General features: G+C 69.2%; 5 protein-coding genes and 1 pseudogene. 5 read left to right on the top strand and 1 reads right to left on the bottom strand.

Features of this window, described 5'->3' with window-relative positions; all coding sequences use genetic code 11:
- The first annotated feature begins 36 nt into the window (after positions 1 to 36).
- Together MAAFP003_RS15615 and lnt are read left to right on the top strand one after the other, a co-directional pair.
- The gene (locus MAAFP003_RS15615; RefSeq protein WP_423790921.1) at positions 37 to 1569 is read left to right on the top strand and encodes an amidohydrolase; all 1533 of its coding nucleotides are present in this window, start codon (positions 37 to 39) and stop codon (positions 1567 to 1569) included.
- A gap of 115 nt (positions 1570 to 1684) precedes the next feature.
- Positions 1685 to 4314 (top strand): annotated as a pseudogene (gene lnt / locus MAAFP003_RS15610) (apolipoprotein N-acyltransferase).
- A gap of 22 nt (positions 4315 to 4336) precedes the next feature.
- Here the strand turns inward: lnt and rbpA are convergent.
- Positions 4337 to 4672, bottom strand: coding sequence for an RNA polymerase-binding protein RbpA (gene rbpA, locus MAAFP003_RS15600; protein ID WP_090603109.1), 336 nt, complete (start codon positions 4670 to 4672; stop codon positions 4337 to 4339).
- A 169-nt stretch (positions 4673 to 4841) separates the two neighbouring features.
- Between rbpA and MAAFP003_RS29390 the strand changes: the two genes are divergently transcribed.
- From MAAFP003_RS29390 to MAAFP003_RS15585, 3 genes are all read left to right on the top strand, one after another.
- The gene (locus MAAFP003_RS29390; RefSeq protein ID WP_096288337.1) at positions 4842 to 5192 is read left to right on the top strand and encodes a hypothetical protein; all 351 of its coding nucleotides are present in this window, start codon (positions 4842 to 4844) and stop codon (positions 5190 to 5192) included.
- 217 nt (positions 5193 to 5409) lie between these two features.
- On the top strand, positions 5410 to 17898 hold the full coding sequence (locus tag MAAFP003_RS15590; RefSeq protein WP_096288335.1) for a type I polyketide synthase: 12489 nt from the start codon (positions 5410 to 5412) through the stop codon (positions 17896 to 17898).
- Between the two features lie 72 nt (positions 17899 to 17970).
- Entirely contained in the window at positions 17971 to 20565 is a 2595-nt protein-coding gene (locus MAAFP003_RS15585) for a sugar epimerase family protein (RefSeq protein ID WP_096288333.1), read from the top strand.
- The last annotated feature ends 60 nt before the right edge of the window (positions 20566 to 20625 follow it).

The raw sequence follows: 20625 nt of genomic DNA, 5'->3' as shown, positions 1-20625 counted from the left end.
CGGGTGCACAGCCCGACCAATCCCGACGCGACCGCGATGGCGGTGCGCGGTGAGGTCGTTGCCTGGCTGGGTAGCGACGACGTCGGCCGCCGGCAGTTTCCCGACGCCGAGTTGGTGGACCTCGAAGGCGGCTTCGTGGCCCCGGGATTCGTCGACAGCCACATTCATGTGACCGCGACCGGCCTCGCCCTCAGCGGCCTGGACCTGCGGGGGGCCACCTCGCGCGGGCAGTGCCTGCGGATGGTCGCCGACTATGCCGCCGCCCATCCCGGCGAGCCGATCTGGGGGCACGGCTGGGATGAGTCGTCGTGGCCCGAGAACAGCCCGCCGTCCACCGCCGAGCTCGATGCGGTGCTCGACAACCGGCCGGCCTACCTGGCGCGCGTCGACGTCCACTCCGCGCTGGCCTCGACCGGGCTGCGCAGGCTGGTGCCAGACCTGGCGGCAGCGCGCGGTTTCATCGCCGACCGGCCGCTGACCGGCGACGCTCACCACCTGGTCCGTGCGGTCGCCCGCGGCCTGCTCACGCCCGCGCAGCTAGCGGAGGCCAGGACCGCCGCGCTGGGTGCCGCGGCGGCGGTCGGCATCGTCGCCGTCCACGAATGTGCGGGACCCGAGATCGGTGGCCTCGACGACTGGCTACGGCTGGAGGCCGTCGACCACGGCGTCGAGGTGATCGGCTATTGGGGTGAGGCGGTCAGCACCGCCACCCAGGCCCGCGCGCTGATGGAGCAGACCGGAGCCCGTGGCCTGGCCGGTGACCTGTTCGTCGACGGAGCGCTGGGCTCGCACACCGCCTGGCTGCACGAGCCGTACACCGACGCTCCGGACCGCGTCGGAACCCGCTACCTGGACGCCGACGTCATCGAAGCCCACGTACGGGCATGCACCGAGGCGCAGGTGACGGCGGGCTTCCACGTCATCGGCGACGCCGCGGTGTCGGCGGCGGTCGACGCGTTCGCACGGGTCGTCGCCGACCTGGGGGTGGTCGCCGTGGCCCGCTGCGGCCACCGGCTCGAGCACCTCGAGATGGTGACCGCCGACCAAGCCGCCAAACTGGGCGCGTGGGGCGTCATCGCCAGCGTGCAGCCCAATTTTGACGCCCTCTGGGGCGGTCGCGACGGCATGTACGCCGACCGTCTCGGCGCCGAACGAGGCAGCCGGCTCAATCCACTCGCGCTGTTAGCATCCCAAGGCGTGCCCCTCGCGCTAGGTTCCGACGCCCCGGTGACCGGGCTCGACCCGTGGGAAAGCGTGCGCGCGGCCGTCAATCACCACACCGCGGGCAGTGGGCTCTCGGCCCGGGCGGCGTTCGCCGGCGCCACCCGCGGCGGTTGGCGCGCGTGCGGCGCGCGCGACGAGAACATCGGCGCCCTGGTGCCGGGTGCTCCGGCCTCCTACGCGGTCTGGGACGCCGGAGACCTCGACGTCCACGCCCCGGACGACAGCGTCCAGCGATGGTCGACCGATCCACGGTCGCGGGTTCCCGCGTTGCCTCGCCTGGGCCCGGCCGACGAGCTCCCGCGGTGCCGGCGCACCGTGCACCGAGGTGCTGTCATCCATGGTTAGGGAGGAGCCGGACCCGCTCGAAGATTCCGCTGCTCAGGAAGACGCTCAGCAAGACGAGGCCGAGCCGAACCGTCCGGGCCGGGCCACTCGCGCTGCCGCCGCCACGGGCCACGGGCTGACCCGGCTGGGCAAGGGGGCGATCACCCGGCTCGCCGGCACAGGGGCCGCGCTGCGGCCCAGGCTGACGCGGCTGGTGGCCGCCGTCGCGGGCGGAGCGCTGCTGTGCGCCAGCTTCCCGTCAGTCAACTGGTGGTGGGCGGCCGTCGTCGCGGCCGCGTTGCTGGCCTGGGTGCTCAAACATCCCGCCACGACACTGGCGGGCGGATTCGGTTACGGATTCCTGTTCGGGTTCGCGTTCTACGCCCCGCTGCTGCCCTGGATCAGCCTGCTGGTGGGCGCCATCCCGTGGCTGGCGTTGGCCACGATGTGCGCGCTGTTCCCCGGCCTGTTCGGCTTCTTCGCCGTCCTGGTACGGCGACTACCGGGCTGGCCGCTCTGGTTCGCACTGCTGTGGACGGCCCAGGAGTGGCTGAAGTCGATCGTGCCGTTCGGCGGCTTTCCCTGGGGCGCGGTGGCCTACGGCCAAGCCGAGGGCCCACTGCTGCCGTTGGTCCAGCTCGGCGGGGTGGCGCTGCTCTCCATGGGGGTCGTCCTGCTCGGCTTCAGCGTGACCGCGATCGCGCTGGAAATCGCCAAGTGGTGGCGGACTGGTAGCCGGTCGCGCGGTGACGCCTCGGAGGAAGGTATGTCAGCCGCGCCCCCGCCCGCGGTCGTGCTGCCCGGCGTCTGCTTCTGTCTGGTGCTCTTTGCCGCGGTCATGGTCTGGCCGCAGGTGCGGCACTCCGGCGCCGGGTCGGGCGGCGAACCGACGGTCACGGTCGCGGCCGTGCAGGGCAATGTGCCCAGGCTCGGCCTCGGCTTCAACGAACAACGGCGCGCGGTGCTCGACAACCACGTCGACGAGACCCTGCGGCTGGCCGAGGACGTCCGGGCCGGGGCCGCCCCGCAACCGCAGTTCGTGATCTGGCCCGAGGATTCCTCCGACATCGACCCCTTCGTCAACGCCGATGCCGCCCAGCGCATCGCGGAGGCGGCGCACGCGATCAACGCGCCGATCCTGATCGGGTCGGTACTCGCGGTGCCAAACCACGACCAGGGACCCGAGCAGTACACCAACACCGCGATCGTCTGGAATCCGGTCACCGGGCCGGCCGATCGCCACGACAAAGAGATCGTCCAGCCGTTCGGCGAATACCTGCCCATGCGGTGGCTTTTCGAGCATCTGTCGAGCAAGGCCGGGCTGGCGGGCAATTTCGTCCCCCGCACGGGCACCGACGTGGTGCAGATCGCCGGTGTGCCCGTCGGCGTGGCCACCTGCTGGGAGGTGATCTTCGACCGGGTGCCGCGCAAGGCCGTGCTCAACGGTGCCCAGTTGTTGGCGGTGCCCGCCAACAACGCCACCTTCAACAAGCGCATGAGTGAGCAACAACTCGCATTCGCCAAGGTTCGCGCCGTCGAGCACGACCGTTACGTCGTGGTCGCCGGCACCACCGGGGTCAGTGCGGTGATCGCTCCGGACGGCGCCGAGCTGGTCCGTACCGACTTCTTCCAGCCCGCTTACCTGGACATCCAGGTGCGCCTCAAGACGGTGCTGACGCCGGCGACGCAGTGGGCCCCGATAGTGCAGTGGGTCTTGGTCGCGGCGGCCGGAGCGGTCATTCTGGCCGGAATACGGCACAATGGGAGCTTCCCGCGTTCGATTCGGCGGCGGTCCAGGCCGTCGGCTGAATCGGCAGACGTCGGGGCAGCCCCGGACGAACCCGGGTCCGACGAGAAGGCTCGGCCGGCGACCGAGCACGACGCTGCGCCGGACACACTCGGCGACTACACTCCGCTCCACCAAAAGGGCGGCCGACAACCTCGGTATCTCGGGCGACACAGAGGAGATAAATGACCACCGGCGAGCAGGCGACCCGGGCTCCGGCCAATCGTCCCAGCCAGCGTGTCCTGGTTATCATCCCGACCTTCAACGAGCGGGAGAACCTACCGCTGATTCATCGGCGGCTGACCGACGCCTGCCCCGATGTGCACGTGCTGATCGTCGACGACGGCAGCCCCGACGGGACCGGCGAACTCGCCGACGAGCTGGCCGCTGCCGACGGTGGCCGCACCCACGTCATGCACCGCACGGCCAAGGACGGCCTGGGCGCCGCTTATCTCGCCGGTTTCGGCTGGGGATTGAGTCGGGACTACGCGGTCCTCGTCGAGATGGACGCCGACGGCAGTCATGCGCCCGAGCAGCTGCGCCGGCTGCTGGACGCCGTCGACGCCGGAGCCGATCTGGCCATCGGTTCTCGCTACGTCGAGGGCGGCGCGGTGCGAAATTGGCCGAAGCGCCGCTGGGCCCTGTCCTGGACCGCCAACACCTACGCGCGGCTGGCGCTCGACATCGACATCCATGACATCACCGCCGGCTACCGGGCCTACCGCCGCGAGGTGCTCGAGGCGATCGATCTCGACGGCGTGGACTCCAAGGGCTATTGCTTCCAGATCGACCTGACCCGGCGCACTCTGGACAACGGATTCATCGTCGTCGAGGTGCCGATCACCTTCACCGAGCGCGAACTCGGCGTTTCCAAAATGAGTGGATCCAACATTCGCGAGGCGTTGGTGAAGGTCGCGAAGTGGGGCATTGAGAGCCGCCGCAACGGCGCACGGGCCGCGCGCGCGGCCAACCACAGCTAGCGGGCCGGGCGCACCGTCCGGGTCAGCCGCGTCGCTTCGAGCGGATCAGCTCGAGGCGCTCCTTGAGCAGTTCTTCGAGTTCTTCGACGCTGCGGCGCTCCAGCAGCATGTCCCAGTGGGTGCGCGGCGGCTTGACCTTCTTCGGCTCGGGCAGGTCACCCTCGATCAGGGTGCCTTCCATGCCGTTGCGGCACAGCCAGGTGCCGGGGATGTCGGCGTCGTCGGCGAACGGAACCTCGAATTCCTCGCCGTTCTCGGTGCGGTACTTCGCGAGCTGACGGGGCGCGAGATCGTGGTTGCGGTCGGTCTCGTAGCTCACGGCTCCGAGGCGACTGCCCCTCAGTACACGATCAGCCATGGCTGCTACTCCTTTAAATTGCTCTGAGCCCTAGGCTCCGGTGACGCGATTCTATTCGCATAGCAAACGTTAGGACGTTGTGCGTAGTTCCCGAGTCGACACGCGGCATACGCGACTCGACCGTCAATGATACCGGGATCGCGCAGTGGGGCCGACTAAAGTCGGCAGCGTGAGCCGCCGTTCCCACCCACAACCATGCCGCTGGTGCGGTCGAGACGTGACCGAAGTCGGGATGGGTCGGCGCCGGCAATACTGTCGGCAGTCTTGCCGGCAGCGGGCCTACGAGCAGCGGGCTTCGATCAACCGGGGTGAGGTGACGGCCGTGCCGGTCGATGCCGTGGTGCTCTCGGCTGACGATGCGTCCGACCTGTCAGATCGCGTCTACCAGGTCCGATGCGCTGCGGAGGATGTCGCGACGGCGCTGGACGAAGGCGCCGAGGCGACCGAACTGCGCGAGCTCTGCCAGGTGCTGATCCGCGCGGCCCAGGCCGCCGACGGCTGGCGTCGAGCGGTCGTCTGACCGCACTTGACCATGACAGATGGTTAGCCGGGTACAGTCGCGCCATGGACGGGCGCCCGTGCCTGCGGATTACGGGACGTTTTGAAATCCTGTCGGAGTTGGCCATACTCACCAGCGACATCTTGGGTCGTAGCAGCACGACCACGTCGCTCGTGCCGCAACTGCCGTGACTCGCATCCGGTGGTTGAACGGCCAGTGTTAGGCAAGGGGTACTGAGGTGGATCAACTCCAGCATGCGACCGAGGCGCTGCGCAAAGCGCTGGTCCAGGTTGAACGCCTGAAGCGCACCAACCGTGCGCTGCTGGAGCGCTCGAGCGAGCCGATCGCGATCGTCGGCATGTCCTGTCGCTTCCCGGGCGGGGTCGATACCCCCGAGCGGCTGTGGCAGATGGTGGCCGACGGCCGCGACGTGATCTCGGACTTTCCGACCGATCGCGGCTGGGATCTGGCGGGGCTGTTCGACCCGGATCCCGACGCCCGGCACAAGACGTACGCGCGCACCGGAGGGTTCGTCGACGATGTCGCGGACTTCGACCCGGCGTTCTTCGGTATCGCACCCACCGAGGCGCTCGCCATGGACCCGCAGCATCGAATGCTGCTGGAGCTGTCGTGGGAGGCGTTGGAGCGCGGCGGCATCGACCCCAGCGGGCTGCGCGGCAGCGCCACCGGAGTGTTCGCCGGACTCATCGTCCAGGGCTACGGCATGCTCGCCGAGGAGATCGAGGGCTACCGCCTGACCGGCATGACCTCCAGCGTCGCCTCCGGGCGGGTGTCCTACGTGCTCGGGTTGGAGGGCCCCGCGGTGTCGGTGGACACCGCCTGCTCGTCGTCGCTGGTGGCATTGCACATGGCGGTCCAGTCGCTGCGGTCCGGCGAGTGCGACCTCGCCCTGGCCGGCGGCGCGACCGTTAATGCCACGCCCACCGTTTTCATCGAGTTCAGTCGCCACCGGGGGCTCGCCCCGGACGGCCGGTGCAAGGCCTACGCCGGCGCGGCCGACGGGGTCGGCTGGTCCGAGGGCGGCGCGATGCTGGTCGTGGAGCGCTTGTCGGACGCGCGCCGGCTGGGTCATCCGGTGCTGGCGGTGGTGCGCGGCTCGGCGGTCAATCAGGACGGCGCTTCCAACGGATTGACCGCGCCCAACGGCCCGTCGCAGCAGCGGGTGGTGCGCGCGGCGTTGGCCAACGCCGGATTGTCGCCCGCCGAGGTGGACGTCGTCGAAGGCCACGGCACGGGCACCACATTGGGCGATCCCATTGAGGCGCAAGCGTTGTTGGCGACCTACGGCCAGGATCGCAGCGAGCCGCTGTGGCTGGGCTCGATCAAGTCGAACATGGGTCACACCCAGGCCGCCGCCGGCGTCGCGGGCGTGATCAAGATGGTGCAGGCGATGCATCACGAGACGCTGCCCGCGACGTTGCACGTGGATCAGCCCAGCCCGCACGTGGATTGGACCGCGGGCGCGGTGTCGTTGCTGAGCGAGGCGCGGCCTTGGAAAGTTAAGTCGGCAGCGGATCACGCGCGCCGCGCGGGGATCTCGTCGTTCGGTATCAGCGGCACCAATGCCCACGTGATCGTCGAGTCCGCCCCGCCGCAAGAACCGGCCGAACCCGTCCCAACCCCCGCGGTCGTGCCGTGGGTACTGTCGGCAAAGTCGTTGCCGGCGTTGGCTTCTCAGGCTTCTCGGTTGGCCGCGCACGTAGCGGCCTATGACGGGCTCGACATCGCCGACGTGGCGTGGTCGTTGGCGGGCCGGGCCACCTTCGAGCACCGGGCCGTTGTCGTCGGTGGTGACCGCGACCGGTTGCTGGCCGGGCTGGAGGAGCTGGCCGGCGACCAGCCGGGCGCCTCGATCATCCGGGGCACAGCGTTGCCTGCGGGCAAACACGTCTTCGTCTTTCCCGGCCAGGGCTCGCAATGGCTCGGCATGGGCATCGAATTGCTCGATGCCGCACCGGTATTCGCCCAGCACATCGAAGCATGCGCGGAGGCGTTCGCCGAATTCGTCGACTGGTCGCTGATCGACGTTCTGCGCGGCGCGCCGGGCGCTCCGAGGATGGACCGCGTCGACGTCGTGCAGCCGGTGCTCTTCGCGGTGATGGTGTCGCTGGCCGAATTGTGGAAGTCGGTCGGGGTCAACCCCGATGCGGTGATCGGTCACTCGCAGGGCGAGATCGCCGCGGCCTATGTCGCCGGTGCGCTGTCGTTGCGGGATGCCGCGCGCGTGGTGACGCTGCGCAGCAAACTGCTGCGCTCGCTGGCTCACCCCGGCGGCATGGTGTCCATCGCGTGCAGCACCGAGCGCGCGCGAGAATTGCTGGCGCCCTACGGCAGTCGGATCAGCATCGCCGCCGTCAATGGCCCGTCCGCGGTCGTGGTCTCGGGTGAGGTCGCCGCGTTGGAGGAACTCATCGGCTTCTGCGCCGATCTCGACCTGCGGACCCGCCGTATCGACGTGGACTACGCGTCGCATTCGGTCGAGGTCGAGGCGATACGCGAGGAGCTGACCGCGGCGCTGGCCGGCATCGACCCGCGCACCTCGCGGGTCGCCTTCTTCTCCACCGTATCCGGAAGCCGTTTGGACACGGCCGGTTTGGATGCCGCCTACTGGTACCGCAACATCCGGCAGACTGTGCAATTCGAGCAAGCGGTGCGCGCCGCGTGCGAGAGCGGATACCGGACATTCATCGAATCGAGTCCGCATCCCGCGTTGATCGCCGGCATCGAGGAGACCTACAACGACTCGGGCGCCCCCGGCGACACCGAGGCGATTGTCGTTCCCACCCTGGGCCGCGACGACGGTGGACTCGAGCGATTCCTGACGTCGGCCGCTGCGGCCTTCACCGCCGGCGTGAACGTGAACTGGCGCGGCGTACTCGACGGAGCCGGTTTCGTCGAGCTGCCCACGTATGCCTTTGACCGACGCAGGTTTTGGCTGTCGGGCGAGGGCATCGGCGCCGACGTCGCAGGTTTGGGGCTGGGCACCAGCGAGCATGCGCTGCTGTCCGCGGTCGTCGAGCTGCCGGCCTCGGGCGGGGTGGCGCTGACCGGGCGCCTGTCACCCAGCGTGCAGGGCTGGCTGGCCGATCACGCCGTGTCGGGCACGGTGGTGTTCCCCGGCGCGGGTTTCGTCGAGCTCGCCATCCGCGCCGGCGACGAAGTCGGATGTTCGACGGTCGACGAGCTCACGCTGCAGGCGCCGTTGCTGCTGCCGGTCGCCGATTCCGGGTTCGGTTCGGTGGCAGTGCAAGTCGTGGTGGGCCCGGCCGAAGAGTCGGGGCAGCGCAGTGTCGCGATTTTCTCGCGCGTCGACGCCGACTCCGCGTGGGTGTGCCACGCTGAGGGGGCCCTGAGCTCCGCGCCGGTCGAGCCGGGCGCCGATCTGTCGGTGTGGCCGCCGGCGGGGGCGGGCGCGGGGGACGCGGCCGGCGGGTACCAGAAGCTGACGGCCCGCGGGGACGGCCATGGCCCGGCCTTCCAGGGCCTGACCGCCATCTGGGTCCGCGGCGACGAGGTGTTCGCCGAAGTGCGACTGCCTGACGCGGCCGGCGGCGTCAGTGGGTTCGGGGTGCACCCGGCATTGCTCGACGCGGCGATGCATTCCATGGTCATGGCTCACCAGGGTGACGATCAGGCCGCCGATGTGGTGTTGCCCTTTGCCTGGCAAGGCATTTCGCTGCACGCCGGGGGCGCCTCGGCGGTTCGCGCGCGCATCGCGCCGGCGGGCGCCGCCGGATTCTCGATTGAGCTTGCCGACGGGCTGGGGTTGCCGGTGCTCTCGGTGGGGACCGTGGTCGCCCGCCCGGTCAACGAGCAGCAACTGCGCGCGGCGATCGCGGGCTCGGGCGCGGACCGGCTGTTCGAGGTGGTGTGGTCACCTGCGGTCACCGGTACCAACCCGGCTCCGTCTCACCGACTGCTTGAATCCGTTGCCACCGAGGATGATCCGATGGCAGCTACCTATCCGCGCACCCATCAGGTGCTGGCCGCCGTGCAATCGTGGCTGACCGAACACGACTCGGGCGTCCTGGTCGTCGCGACCCGTGGGGCGATGGGATTGCCGGGGGAGGACGTCACGGATCTGCCGGGCGCCGCGGTGTGGGGGCTGGTGCGATCGGCGCAGACCGAACACCCCGGCCGGATCGTGCTGGTGGATTCCGATGCGCCTCTCGACGATGACGCGACAGCCGCGGTCGTGGCAGCCGGTGAACCTCAGGTATTGCTGCGTGGCGCAACGCTTTACACCCCACGGGTACGGGGCAGTCGCGCAGTCGACGGCATCTTGGTGCCGCCCGCCGAGGGGCCCTGGCGCCTGGGCATCAGCAACGCAGGCACCTTCGAGAACCTGCGCCTGGAACCGGTTCCCAACGCCGGGGCACCGCTGGAGCCGGGCCAGGTTCGGGTGGCACTGCGGGCCATCGCCACCAACTTCCGTGACGTGATGATCACCCTGGGCATGTTCACCCACGACGCCCTGCTCGGCGGCGAGGGTGCGGGCGTGGTGGTCGAAGTCGGTCCGGGTGTCACCGAATTCGCGGTCGGCGATTCGGTCTACGGATTCTTCCCCGACGGCAGCGGCACGCTGGTGCCCGGCGATACCCGTCTGCTGCTGCCGAAGCCCGACGACTGGTCCTACGCCGAAGCCGCCGCCATTTCGGCGGTTTTCACCACCGCATACATGGCATTCATCCATCTGGCCGACGTCAAGCCGGGCCAGCGGGTGCTGGTGCACGCGGCCGCCGGCGGCGTGGGCATGGCCGCCGTACAGCTGGGCCGGTACCTGGGTCTGGAGATTTTCGCCACCGCGAGCCGCGGCAAGTGGGACACGTTGCGGGCCATGGGCTTTGACGACGACCATATCGGTGACTCGCGCAGTCTGGACTTCGAGGAGAAGTTCCGCACGGTCACCGGCGGGCGTGGCATGGATGTGGTGCTGGACTCGCTGGCCGGTGAATTCGTCGACGCATCACTGCGTCTGGTCGCCCCCGGCGGTGTGTTCTTGGAGATGGGCAAGACCGACATCCGCGACCCCGGTGCGGTCGCCCGCGAGTACCCGGGTGTGCGCTACCGCGCCTTCGACCTGTTCGAGCCGGGCCGTCCCCGCATGCACGAGTGGATGCTCGAGCTCGCGCAACTGTTCGACAGCGGGGTGCTTAAGCCCCTGCCGGTGACGACTTTCGATGTGCGGCGCGCCCGTTCGGCGTTGCGGTATCTTAGTCAGGCCCGCCACATCGGCAAGGTGGTTCTCACGCTGCCCGACGCTTGGGCGGCGGGAACGGTGTTGATCACCGGTGGCACCGGGATGGCGGGTTCGACGCTGGCCCGTCACCTGGTGACGCGCCATGGCGTGCGGGACCTGGTGCTGCTGAGCCGCAGCGGTCCGGATGCCGCCGGATCTGCCGCGCTGGTCGCCGAATTGGAGGCGGCCGGGGCGAGCGCAAAGGTGGTCGCCTGCGACGCCGCCGACCGGGCCGAACTGGCCGCGGTGATCGCCGAGATTCCTGAGCTGACCGCGGTCATTCACGCCGCCGGCGTGCTCGACGACGCCGTGGTCACCTCGCTGACGCCCGAGCGGGTGGATGCCGTGTTGCGCGCCAAGGTGGACGCGGCCTGGAACCTGCACGAGCTCACGCGCGAACTCGATGTGTCTGCGTTCGTGATGTTTTCGTCGATGGCCGGCCTGGTGGGTTCGTCGGGCCAGGCCAACTACGCCGCGGGTAACACCTTCCTGGACGGGTTGGCCGCGCATCGCCGCGCCCACGGACTGCCGGCGATCTCGCTGGGGTGGGGGCTGTGGGACCAGGCCAGCGCCATGACCGGCGGACTCGACGCCGCCGACCGCGCCCGCTTGAACCGTGACGGCATTCTGGCGTTGTCGTCGGATGAAGCGATGGAACTGTTCGACACCGCCTTGATTGTCGACGAGGCCTTCATCGCGCCCGCCCGCATCGACCTGGCGGCGCTGCGCGCGCATGCGGCCGCCGTACCGCCAATGTTCGCCGACCTGCTCAACGCGCCGGTCAGGCGCCAGGTCGACGACTCGCTGGCCGCCGCGAAGTCGAAATCGGCTCTGGCGCACCGGCTGCACGGGCTCTCCGAGCCCGAACAGCACGCGGTGCTGTTGGATCTGGTCCGCTCGCACATAGCGACCGTGCTGGGCAATACGACCGTCGAGGCGATCGACCCCGATAAGGCCTTCCAGGATCTGGGCTTCGACTCGCTGACCGCGGTCGAAATGCGCAACCGGCTGAAAACCGCTACCGGACTGGCGCTTTCGCCCACTCTGATCTTCGATTACCCGACGCCGAACGGGCTGGCCGGTTACATCCGCAAGGAGCTCGCCGGAGTTCCGCAAGAAATCGCCCATACCCCGGCCGTGGCGGTCACCGGCGACGACCCGATCGTGATCGTGGGCATGTCATGCCGCTACCCGGGTGGGGTGAGTTCTCCCGAGGACCTGTGGGAGATGCTGACCGAGGGCCGCGATGTCCTCACCGAATTCCCGAGCGATCGCGGCTGGGATATCGCCGGTGTGTACAACCCGGACCCCGATGTTCCGGGCACCTGCTACACCCGCACCGGCGGTTTCGTCGACGGGGTCGGCGACTTCGATCCCGCCTTCTTCGGCATCACCCCGACTGAGGCACTCGCAATGGACCCGCAACAACGGATGTTTCTCGAACTTTCGTGGGAAGCCTTGGAACGGGCCGGGATTGAGCCCGGTGCGTTGCGGGGCAGCGCGACGGGCATGTTTGCCGGCGTTTACACCCAGGGGTACGGCATTGGCGCCGCACCGACCGCGGAGGGCTTCCGGCTGACCGGTCAGTCCTCGAGCGTCGCGTCGGGCCGAGTGTCCTACGTGCTGGGCCTGGAAGGCCCCGCGGTGTCGGTGGACACCGCATGCTCGTCGTCGTTGGTCGCGTTGCACATGGCCGCACAGTCGCTGCGCTCCGGCGAGTGCGACCTGGCCCTGGCAGGTGGTGTCACGGTCAACGCCACCCCCGACATCTTCGTGGAGTTCAGCCGGATGCGTGGGCTGTCCGTCGACGGTCGTTGCAAGGCGTACGCGGGGGCCGCCGACGGCACCGGATTCTCCGAAGGCGGCGGCATGCTCGTCGTCGAGCGGTTGTCGGACGCTCGGCGGCTGGGTCATCCGGTGCTGGCGGTGGTCCGCGGCTCGGCCATCAATCAGGACGGGGCCTCCAACGGTTTGACCGCCCCCAACGGCCCGTCGCAGCAACGCGTGGTGCGCGCCGCGTTGGCCAGCGCCGGCCTGTCGACGGCCGACGTCGATGTGGTGGAAGGCCACGGCACCGGCACCACCTTGGGCGATCCCATTGAGGCCCAGGCATTGTTGGCGACCTATGGCCAGCACCGCACCGAGCCGCTGCTCCTGGGCTCGATCAAGTCGAACATGGGTCACACTCAGGCCGCCGCGGGTGTGGCCGGTGTGATCAAGATGGTGCTCGCGATGCGCCACGAGCTGCTGCCGGCGACCTTGCACGTGGATCAGCCCAGCCCGCATGTGGATTGGTCGGCGGGCGCGGTGTCGTTGCTGACCGAAGCGCGGCCGTGGCCCGCCGTGGGGCGCACGCACCGGGCGGGTGTGTCGTCGTTCGGCATCAGCGGCACCAACGCCCACGTGATCATCGAGGCTGCCCCCACCGACGTCGACGACATCGTCGAGCGCGCAGTGGGACCGGTGCTGCCGTGGGTGGTGTCGGCAAAGTCATTGTCGGCGTTGGGCTCTCACGCGTCACGGCTGGCCGCCTACCTGCGCGGCCACCGTGACCTCGAGTCCGCCGACGTGGCGTGGTCGCTGGCGGGCCGGACGAACTTCGAACATCGTGCCGTCATCGCCGGTGCCGATCGCGCGCAGTTGCTGACCGGCCTGGACGAATTGGCCACCGGCGAGGCCGCTTCGGTGATCCGCGGCAGCGCAACGACGGGCAAGACCGTCTTCGTGTTCCCGGGCCAGGGCGCCCAGATTCGGGGCATGGGCATGGGCCTGCACGCCGGATATCCGGTGTTCGCCGAGGCGTTCAACAGTGTGGTCGCCGAACTCGACCGGCACCTGCTGCGCCCCCTGCGCGACGTCATGTGGGGTCGCGACGAGGCGCTGCTGAACACTACCGAATTCGCCCAGCCCGCCTTGTTCGCGGTGGAAGTCGCCCTGTTCCGGCTGCTCGAATCCTGGGGTGTGCGACCCGACTTCGTGATGGGTCACTCGATCGGCGAGGTGGCCGCCGCGCACGTGGCCGGGGTGCTGTCCTTGGAGAACGCCGCGGTGCTGGTGGCCGCCCGGGGTCGCTTCATGCAAGCGCTACCGGCGGGCGGGGCGATGGTGGCCGTGCAGGCCGGCGAAGAAGAGGTGCGCCCGTTGCTGACGGCCGATACCGGCATCGCGGCAGTCAATGCGCCGGGCTCCGTGGTGATTTCGGGTGCCGAAGACGGGGTCACCGCGATCGCCGAGCGGCTTCGTGCCGACGGCCGCCGCGTGCACAAGCTGACGGTTTCGCACGCGTTCCACTCGCCGTTGATGGATCCGATGATCGACGAATTCGGTACGGTCGCGGCCGGACTCGCCATCGGCAAGCCCACCATCCCGATCATGTCGAATGTGACCGGCCAGCTGGCCGGTGACGACTTCGCCACGGCGGCGTATTGGAAGCGGCACGTGCGCGAGGCGGTGCGATTCGCCGACAGCATCCGGTTCGTCAACACAGCGGGTGCAACCCGTTTCCTCGAAGTCGGGCCCAGCGGCGGCCTGACGGTTTCCATCGAAGAATCGCTTCCCGATGCCCCGATCATCACGATGTCCGCACTGCGCAAGGACCGTTCGGAGCCGGAAACCCTGACCACGGCGATCGCGCAGGGGTACGTCGCGGGCATGGAGGTGGACTGGCGCGCCGCCATTGGCCGGGCTGAATTCGTCGAGCTTCCCACCTATACCTTTGAGCGACGGCGCTTTTGGCTGGCCGGCGACCGTGCCCCGGCCGACGCGGCGGGCCTGGGGCTGGCGGCCGGCGAACATCCATTGCTGGGGGCGGTGGTCGAGCTGCCGGCCTCGGGCGGGGTGGTGCTGACGGGCCGGCTATCGCCGAGCGTGCAGACCTGGTTGAACGACCACGCCGTCGGTGGGGTCGTCCTGTTCCCCGGAGCCGGATTCGTCGAGCTGGCGATCCGCGCCGGTGACGAGGTGGGCTGTGGAACCGTTGACGAATTGAATCTCGCGGCGCCCCTGGTGTTGCCGGCCGGCGGGTCGGTCGCGGTCCAGGTGGTGGTCGGCGGTGCCGTCGAGGGCGTTCGCGCGGTGTCGGTATTCTCCCGCGGCGAGGCCGGTTCCGACTGGGCGTTGCATGCCGAGGGGATGCTGCGCATGGGCTCGGCCGAACCGAGCGCAGACCTGTCGGCCTGGCCGCCGGTCGGTGCGGTTGCCGTCGACATCGGCGACGGTTATGGGCGGCTGGCCGAACGCGGCTACGGATACGGGCCCGCGTTCCGCGGCCTGAGCTCGATGTGGCGTCGCGGCGACGAAGTGTTCGCCGAAGTGACGCTGCCCGCGGACGCCGGGGTGTCGGTGGCCGGGTTCGGGGTTCACCCGGTGATGCTCGACGCCGCGCTGCACGCGGTGATCCTGGCTTCCGATGCCGACGAGCTTGCCGAAGGTTCGATGCTGGTGCCGTTCTCCTGGCAGCAGGTCTCGTTGCATGCCGCGGGCGCGGCGGCGGTCCGGGCGCGGATCGTGCCGGTGGGAGATTCAGCTGTGTCCATCGAGCTGGCGGATGGCCTTGGGCTGCCGGTGCTTTCGGTGGCGTCGATGGTCGCCCGGCCCGTCACCGATCAGCAGTTGCTGGCCGCGGTCTCGAACTCGGGTCCGGACCGGCTCTTCGAACTCGACTGGATCGTGCAGCCGTCATCCTCGGTACAACCGGTCGCGGTGTCCGCCTGGGGCGCAACGGAATCCGAGGCCGTCGAGGGACAGCGGCACGCGGTGGTGTTCGAGTCGACGCCGGTCGCCGACGACATTCTGGCCGGGGTGTACGCCGCCACCCGCGCGGTGCTGCCGGTGCTGCAGTCGTGGTTGGCTCGTGAGGGCGCAGGCACGCTGGTGGTGTCGACCCGGGGTGCGATGACGTTGCCGGGGGAGGACATCACCGATCTGGCGGGTGCCGCGGTGTGGGGCTTGGTGCGCTCGGCGCAGACCGAGCATCCCGGGCGGATCGTACTGGTCGACACCGACGGTCCGCTCGACGACGAGGCGGTCGCCGCGGTCCTGGCCGCCGGTGAGCCGCAGGTATTGCTGCGTGGCGCAAAGGTTTACATCGCCCGCGTGCATGGCAGCCGCGCGGTCAGCAGTCTCTTGGTGCCGCCGGGCGATGGCCCGTGGCGGCTGGGGATGACCAGTCGCGGCACCTTCGAGAACCTGCGACTGGAACGGATCCCCGACGCCGACGCGGCGCTGGGTCCCGGACAGGTTCGGGTCGCGCTGTCGGCGATCGCGGCCAACTTCCGCGACGTGATGATCGCGCTTGGTCTCTACCCGGACCCGGACGCGGTCATGGGCATCGAGGCGTCCGGCGTCGTCGTGGAGACGGGGCCGGAAACCGCCTCGCGGGAAGGCCGTTTCGTTGTCGGCGACCGCGTCATGGGCCTGTTCCCCGACGGAACCGGAACAATCGCCGTTACCGACGAGCGACTGCTGGCCAAGGTGCCGGCCGGCTGGTCGCACACCGCCGCCGCGACCACCACGGTGGTTTTCGCGACCGCCTATTACGCCCTGACGGATCTGGCCGCGGCCAGGCCCGGCCAGCGGGTGCTGGTGCATGCGGCTGCCGGCGGTGTCGGGATGGCCGCCGTGCAGCTCGCCCGGCACCTGGGCCTGGAGGTCTTCGCGACCGCCAGCCGCGGTAAGTGGGACACGTTGCGGGCCATGGGCTTCGACGACGACCACATCTCCGACTCGCGCAGCCTGGACTTCGAGGACAAGTTCCGCGCGGTCACCGCGGGGCGCGGCATGGATGTGGTACTGGATTCGCTGGCCGGCGATTTCGTCGACGCTTCACTGCGGCTGGTGGCCCCCGGCGGAATCTTGCTGGAGATGGGCAAGACCGACATCCGTGGACCGGATCAGGTCGCCGTCGAGCATCCGGGTGTGCGCTACCGCGCGTTCGATCTCTTCGAGGCGGGACCCGAGCGCATCCAGCAGATGCTGGACGAGCTGGCCGCACTGTTCGGCGACGACGTGCTACGGCCGTTGCCGGTCACCAGGTTTGACGTGCGACGCGCTCCGGCGGCGTTGCGGTACCTGAGCCAGGCCCGCCATGTCGGCAAGGTCGTGATGACTGTGCCTGTTGGACCGGGTAACTGGCTGGGTGCCGGCACCGTGCTGATCACCGGTGGAACCGGGATGGCGGGCTCGGCACTGGCCCGTCATGTGGTGTCGCGACACGGCGCCCGCAATGTCGTGTTGGTGAGCCGGCGTGGTCTGGATGCGCCGGGCGCCGCGGAATTGATGACCGAGCTCAGCGCAACCGGGGCCCAGGTGCAGGTTGTGGCCTGCGATGTCGCCGATCGCGAGGCGCTGGCCAAGGTGATCGCCGATATCCCGGTGACCCGACCGCTGTCCGGGGTGATCCATGCGGCCGGGATGCTCGACGACGCAGTCATCTCCTCGTTGACCCCGGACCGGGTGGATGCGGTGTTGCGGGCCAAGGTCGATGGCGCCTGGAATCTGCACGAGTTGACCCGCGACCTGGATGTGTCCGCCTTTGTGCTGTTTTCGTCGATGGCCGGGTTGGCGGGGGCGTCCGGCCAGGCCAACTACGCGGCCGCCAACTCGTTCCTGGACGGGTTGGCGCTGCACCGGCGAAGGTCCGGGTTGCCGGCGATATCGCTGGGGTGGGGACTGTGGGACCAGGCCAGCGCCATGACCGGTGCGCTGGGCGCCGCCGATCGTGCCCGGTTCGGCCGGGACGGCATCGTCGCGATGTCCTCCGATCAGGCGCTGGAGTTGATGGACACCGCACTGATCGTCGACGAGCCGTTCCTGCTGCCGGCTCACATCGACCTTGCCGCGCTGCGGGTGAAGTTCGACGGCGGAACGCTGCCGCCGATGTTCGTCGATCTGATCAACGCGCCGACCCGGCGCCAGGTCGACGATTCGCTGGCTGCTGCCAAGTCGAAATCGGCTCTGCTGCAACGCCTTGAAGGCCTACCCGAAGACGAGCAATACGCCGTGCTGCTGGATCTGGTGCGCTCCAATATCGCCACGGTGCTGGGGAGCTCCAGCCCCGAGTCCATCGATCCGGACCGCGCGTTCCAGGAGCTCGGCTTTGACTCGCTGACCGCGGTCGAAATGCGCAACCGGTTGAAGTCCGCGACCGGCCTGGCACTTTCACCCACGCTGATCTTCGATTACCCGAACTGCGCGGCGCTGGCCGGTTATATGCACTCCGAGCTCATCGGAACCGAAAAGCAAAGTACTCCGTCGGCCGCGCCCGGGGAAGCCGACATCCAGCGTGTGGTGGGCTCGATTCCGGTGAAGCGACTGCGGCAGGCCGGCGTGCTGGAGTTGTTGCTGGCATTGGCAACCGAAGACGCAACCGTGCCGGTGCCGGCTGCAGGGGTGAGTGCCGAAAAGGACATCGCGGACATGGACCTCGAGGACTTGCTCAATGCCGCGTTGAGCGACGACGACGAATAGCCGACGAAGGCGCGCCGGCGACGATGCAGAGCGTAGCGATGAGGAGGAGCGGCGCTTGAGCAAGGGAAGTCAGTGAGAGTCGCGGTCACCGGGGCCGGCGGTGTCCTCGGCCGCGGTCTGTCCGCCCGACTGCTCAGCCAGGGCCACGAGGTCGTGGGGATCGCGCGACACCGGCCCCAAAGCTGGTCGAGCGCGGCCGATTTCATCGAGGCGGATATCCGGGACGCGAGCGCGGTCAAACGCGGCATCGGGGGCGCGGACGTCATCGTGCATCTCGCCTGGGCACGATGCCCCGGACCTGACGAACGTATCGGCCATGAGGTCAACGTCGGGGGCACGGTCAACGTCCTGGAAGCGATGGCCGAGACCGGTTCCCGGCGCCTTGTTTTCGCCTCGTCCGCGCACGTCTACGGCAGGGCCGACGCGCCGAAAGGCGAGCAGCAGCCGATGGTTCCGGTGCTGGCCGACGGCGTGCATCAGGCCCGCGTCGAGGATCTGCTGGGTGGGTTGGACGCCGAGTGGGTCGCGATCCGCTCGGCGCTGATCGTCGGACGCAACGTCGACAACTGGGTGCGCGGGCTGCTGGCGTCGCCGGTGTTCCCCGAGGGATCTGACGATCGCCGCATACAGGTCGTCCACCTCGACGACGCACTGCGGCTGTTCACTCGCGCGGTAACGGACGCCGACATTGCCAACGGCCCAGTCAATCTGGCCGCCGCGGGCGGGCAGACGTTCCGTCAGATCGCCGCCGCGCTGGGTCGCCCGATCCGACGGCGGCGCGGGCCGTTGCGGCCCTGGGGACGACGCGGCGAGCTGGAGCTGGTGCGCGGCGCCCCGCTGATGGATACCACGCGGCTGCGCGAGCAGTGGGGATTCCAGCCGGCGTGGAACTGCGACGAATGTATCGAGGACTTCGCGGTTGCGGTGCGCGGCCGCATCGCGCTGGGCAAGCGGGTCGTGTCGCTGCCGTGGCGGCTGGCCAACGTCGCGGACCTGCCGGCCGTCGATGCGGCGGCCGATGACGGGGAGATCCCCAGATTGGCTGGGCCGGCAGGAGTTAACGGCGAGTTCGACACCCCGATCGACCCGCGGTTTCCGACCTTCCTGGCCACCAACTTGTCCGAGGCGCTGCCAGGGCCGTTTTCGCCCGCCTCGGCGTCGGCGACCGTACGCGGGTTGCGCGCCGGCGGTGCCATCATTGCCGAGCGGCTGCGGCCGGGCGGAATGGTCCAGCGCGAAATCGCCATGCGTACCGTCGCGGTGTTCGCCCATCGGTTGTACGGGGCGATTACGTCGGCGCACTTCATGGCCGAAACCGTGCCGTTCGCCAAGCCGTCGATGATCGTCAGCAACAGTGGGTTCTTCGGCCCCAGCATGGCCTCGCTACCCGTCTTCGGTGAGCAGCGCCCCGCCGAAATCGGCCGGGGCCGAAGGCAACTGCGTAATGCCCGCAACATCGGGGTATTCGGTGTCAATCTCGTCGGCCTGAGCGCCGGCGCATCCCGCGATACCGAAGACTTCATCGCCGACGTGGACCGCCTGGAACGGCTGACCGAAGATGTGACCCAGCTCGACGATCGCCGGTTGCTGAGCCTGATCGGGTTGGCGCGCGACCAGGTGGTGCACGGATGGGTGCTGGCCTCGGCGTCGTTCATGCTGTGCGCCGCGTTCAACGTATTGCTGCGCGGCTTGTGCGGTCGCGACACCTCCCCGGCTGCGGGGCCCGAACTGGTCAGTGCTCGCTCGGTAACGGCGATGCAACGGTTGGTTCTCGCGGCACAATGCGATCCGAATGTAGTGCGGCTGTTGGACGAACCGGGAGAGCGGCTCGACAAGCTGGCCGTCGACGCGCCGCAATTCCACGCCGCGGTGCTGGCCGAGCTGGCGTTGATCGGTCACCGCGGTCCCGCGGAGCTCGAGATGCTTTCAACGAGCTATGCCGACGACCCCGAGCTGCTGATCCGGATGGTGGCCAGGGCAATGAGCGCCCCTGCGGCGCCCAAGCCGCACCAGCCGCGAATTCCGTTGCGGGCCAAGCCGGTAGCGGTGCTGGCTGCAGGCCAACTGCGCGACCGCGAAGCCCGTCGCGACAAGGTGGTACGCGCCAACTGGGTACTGCGCGGTCTGCTGCGCGAATACGGGCGCAGGATGGTCGACGCCGGGGTCTTCGACGCCCCCGACGACGTGTTCTACCTGCTGGTCGACGAACTCGACGCCCTGCCGCCCGACGTCAAAAAGCTGGTGGCACGCCGCCGGGCCGAGCGGCGCCGTCTGGTCACCGTCGCTCCGCCAACGGTATTCAGCGGGAGGTGGGAGCCGTCCACCACGTCGGCCCCCGCTCTTTCCAGCGGAGACACCCTGCGCGGTGTCGGTGTGTGTGGTGGACGGGTGCGCGGCCGGGTGCGGATCGTGCGGCCCGAAACCATCGACGAACTGCAACCCGGTGAGATTTTGGTCGCGGAGGTTACCGACGTCGGGTACACGGCGGCTTTCTGCTACGCCGCGGCCGTCGTGACAGAACTCGGCGGCCCGATGTCGCATGCCGCCGTAGTGGCTCGCGAGTTCGGGTTTCCGTGTGTGGTCGATGTTCACGGCGCCACCACCTCATTGCCGTCGGGCGCGCTGATCGAGGTCGACGGAACGACGGGCGAAATCTGCGTGCTTTAGCCGGCCGGTGCGGACGAGCGAGCCGGACTGGCTCGCGGATCGGCTGAATTCCCAACGCGT

The organism is Mycobacterium ahvazicum (assembly GCF_900176255.2).
Taxonomy (GTDB): domain Bacteria; phylum Actinomycetota; class Actinomycetes; order Mycobacteriales; family Mycobacteriaceae; genus Mycobacterium; species Mycobacterium ahvazicum.
The sequence above is the reverse complement of the archived record's forward strand: the minus strand, read 5'-3'. Positions and strand labels throughout refer to the sequence as shown.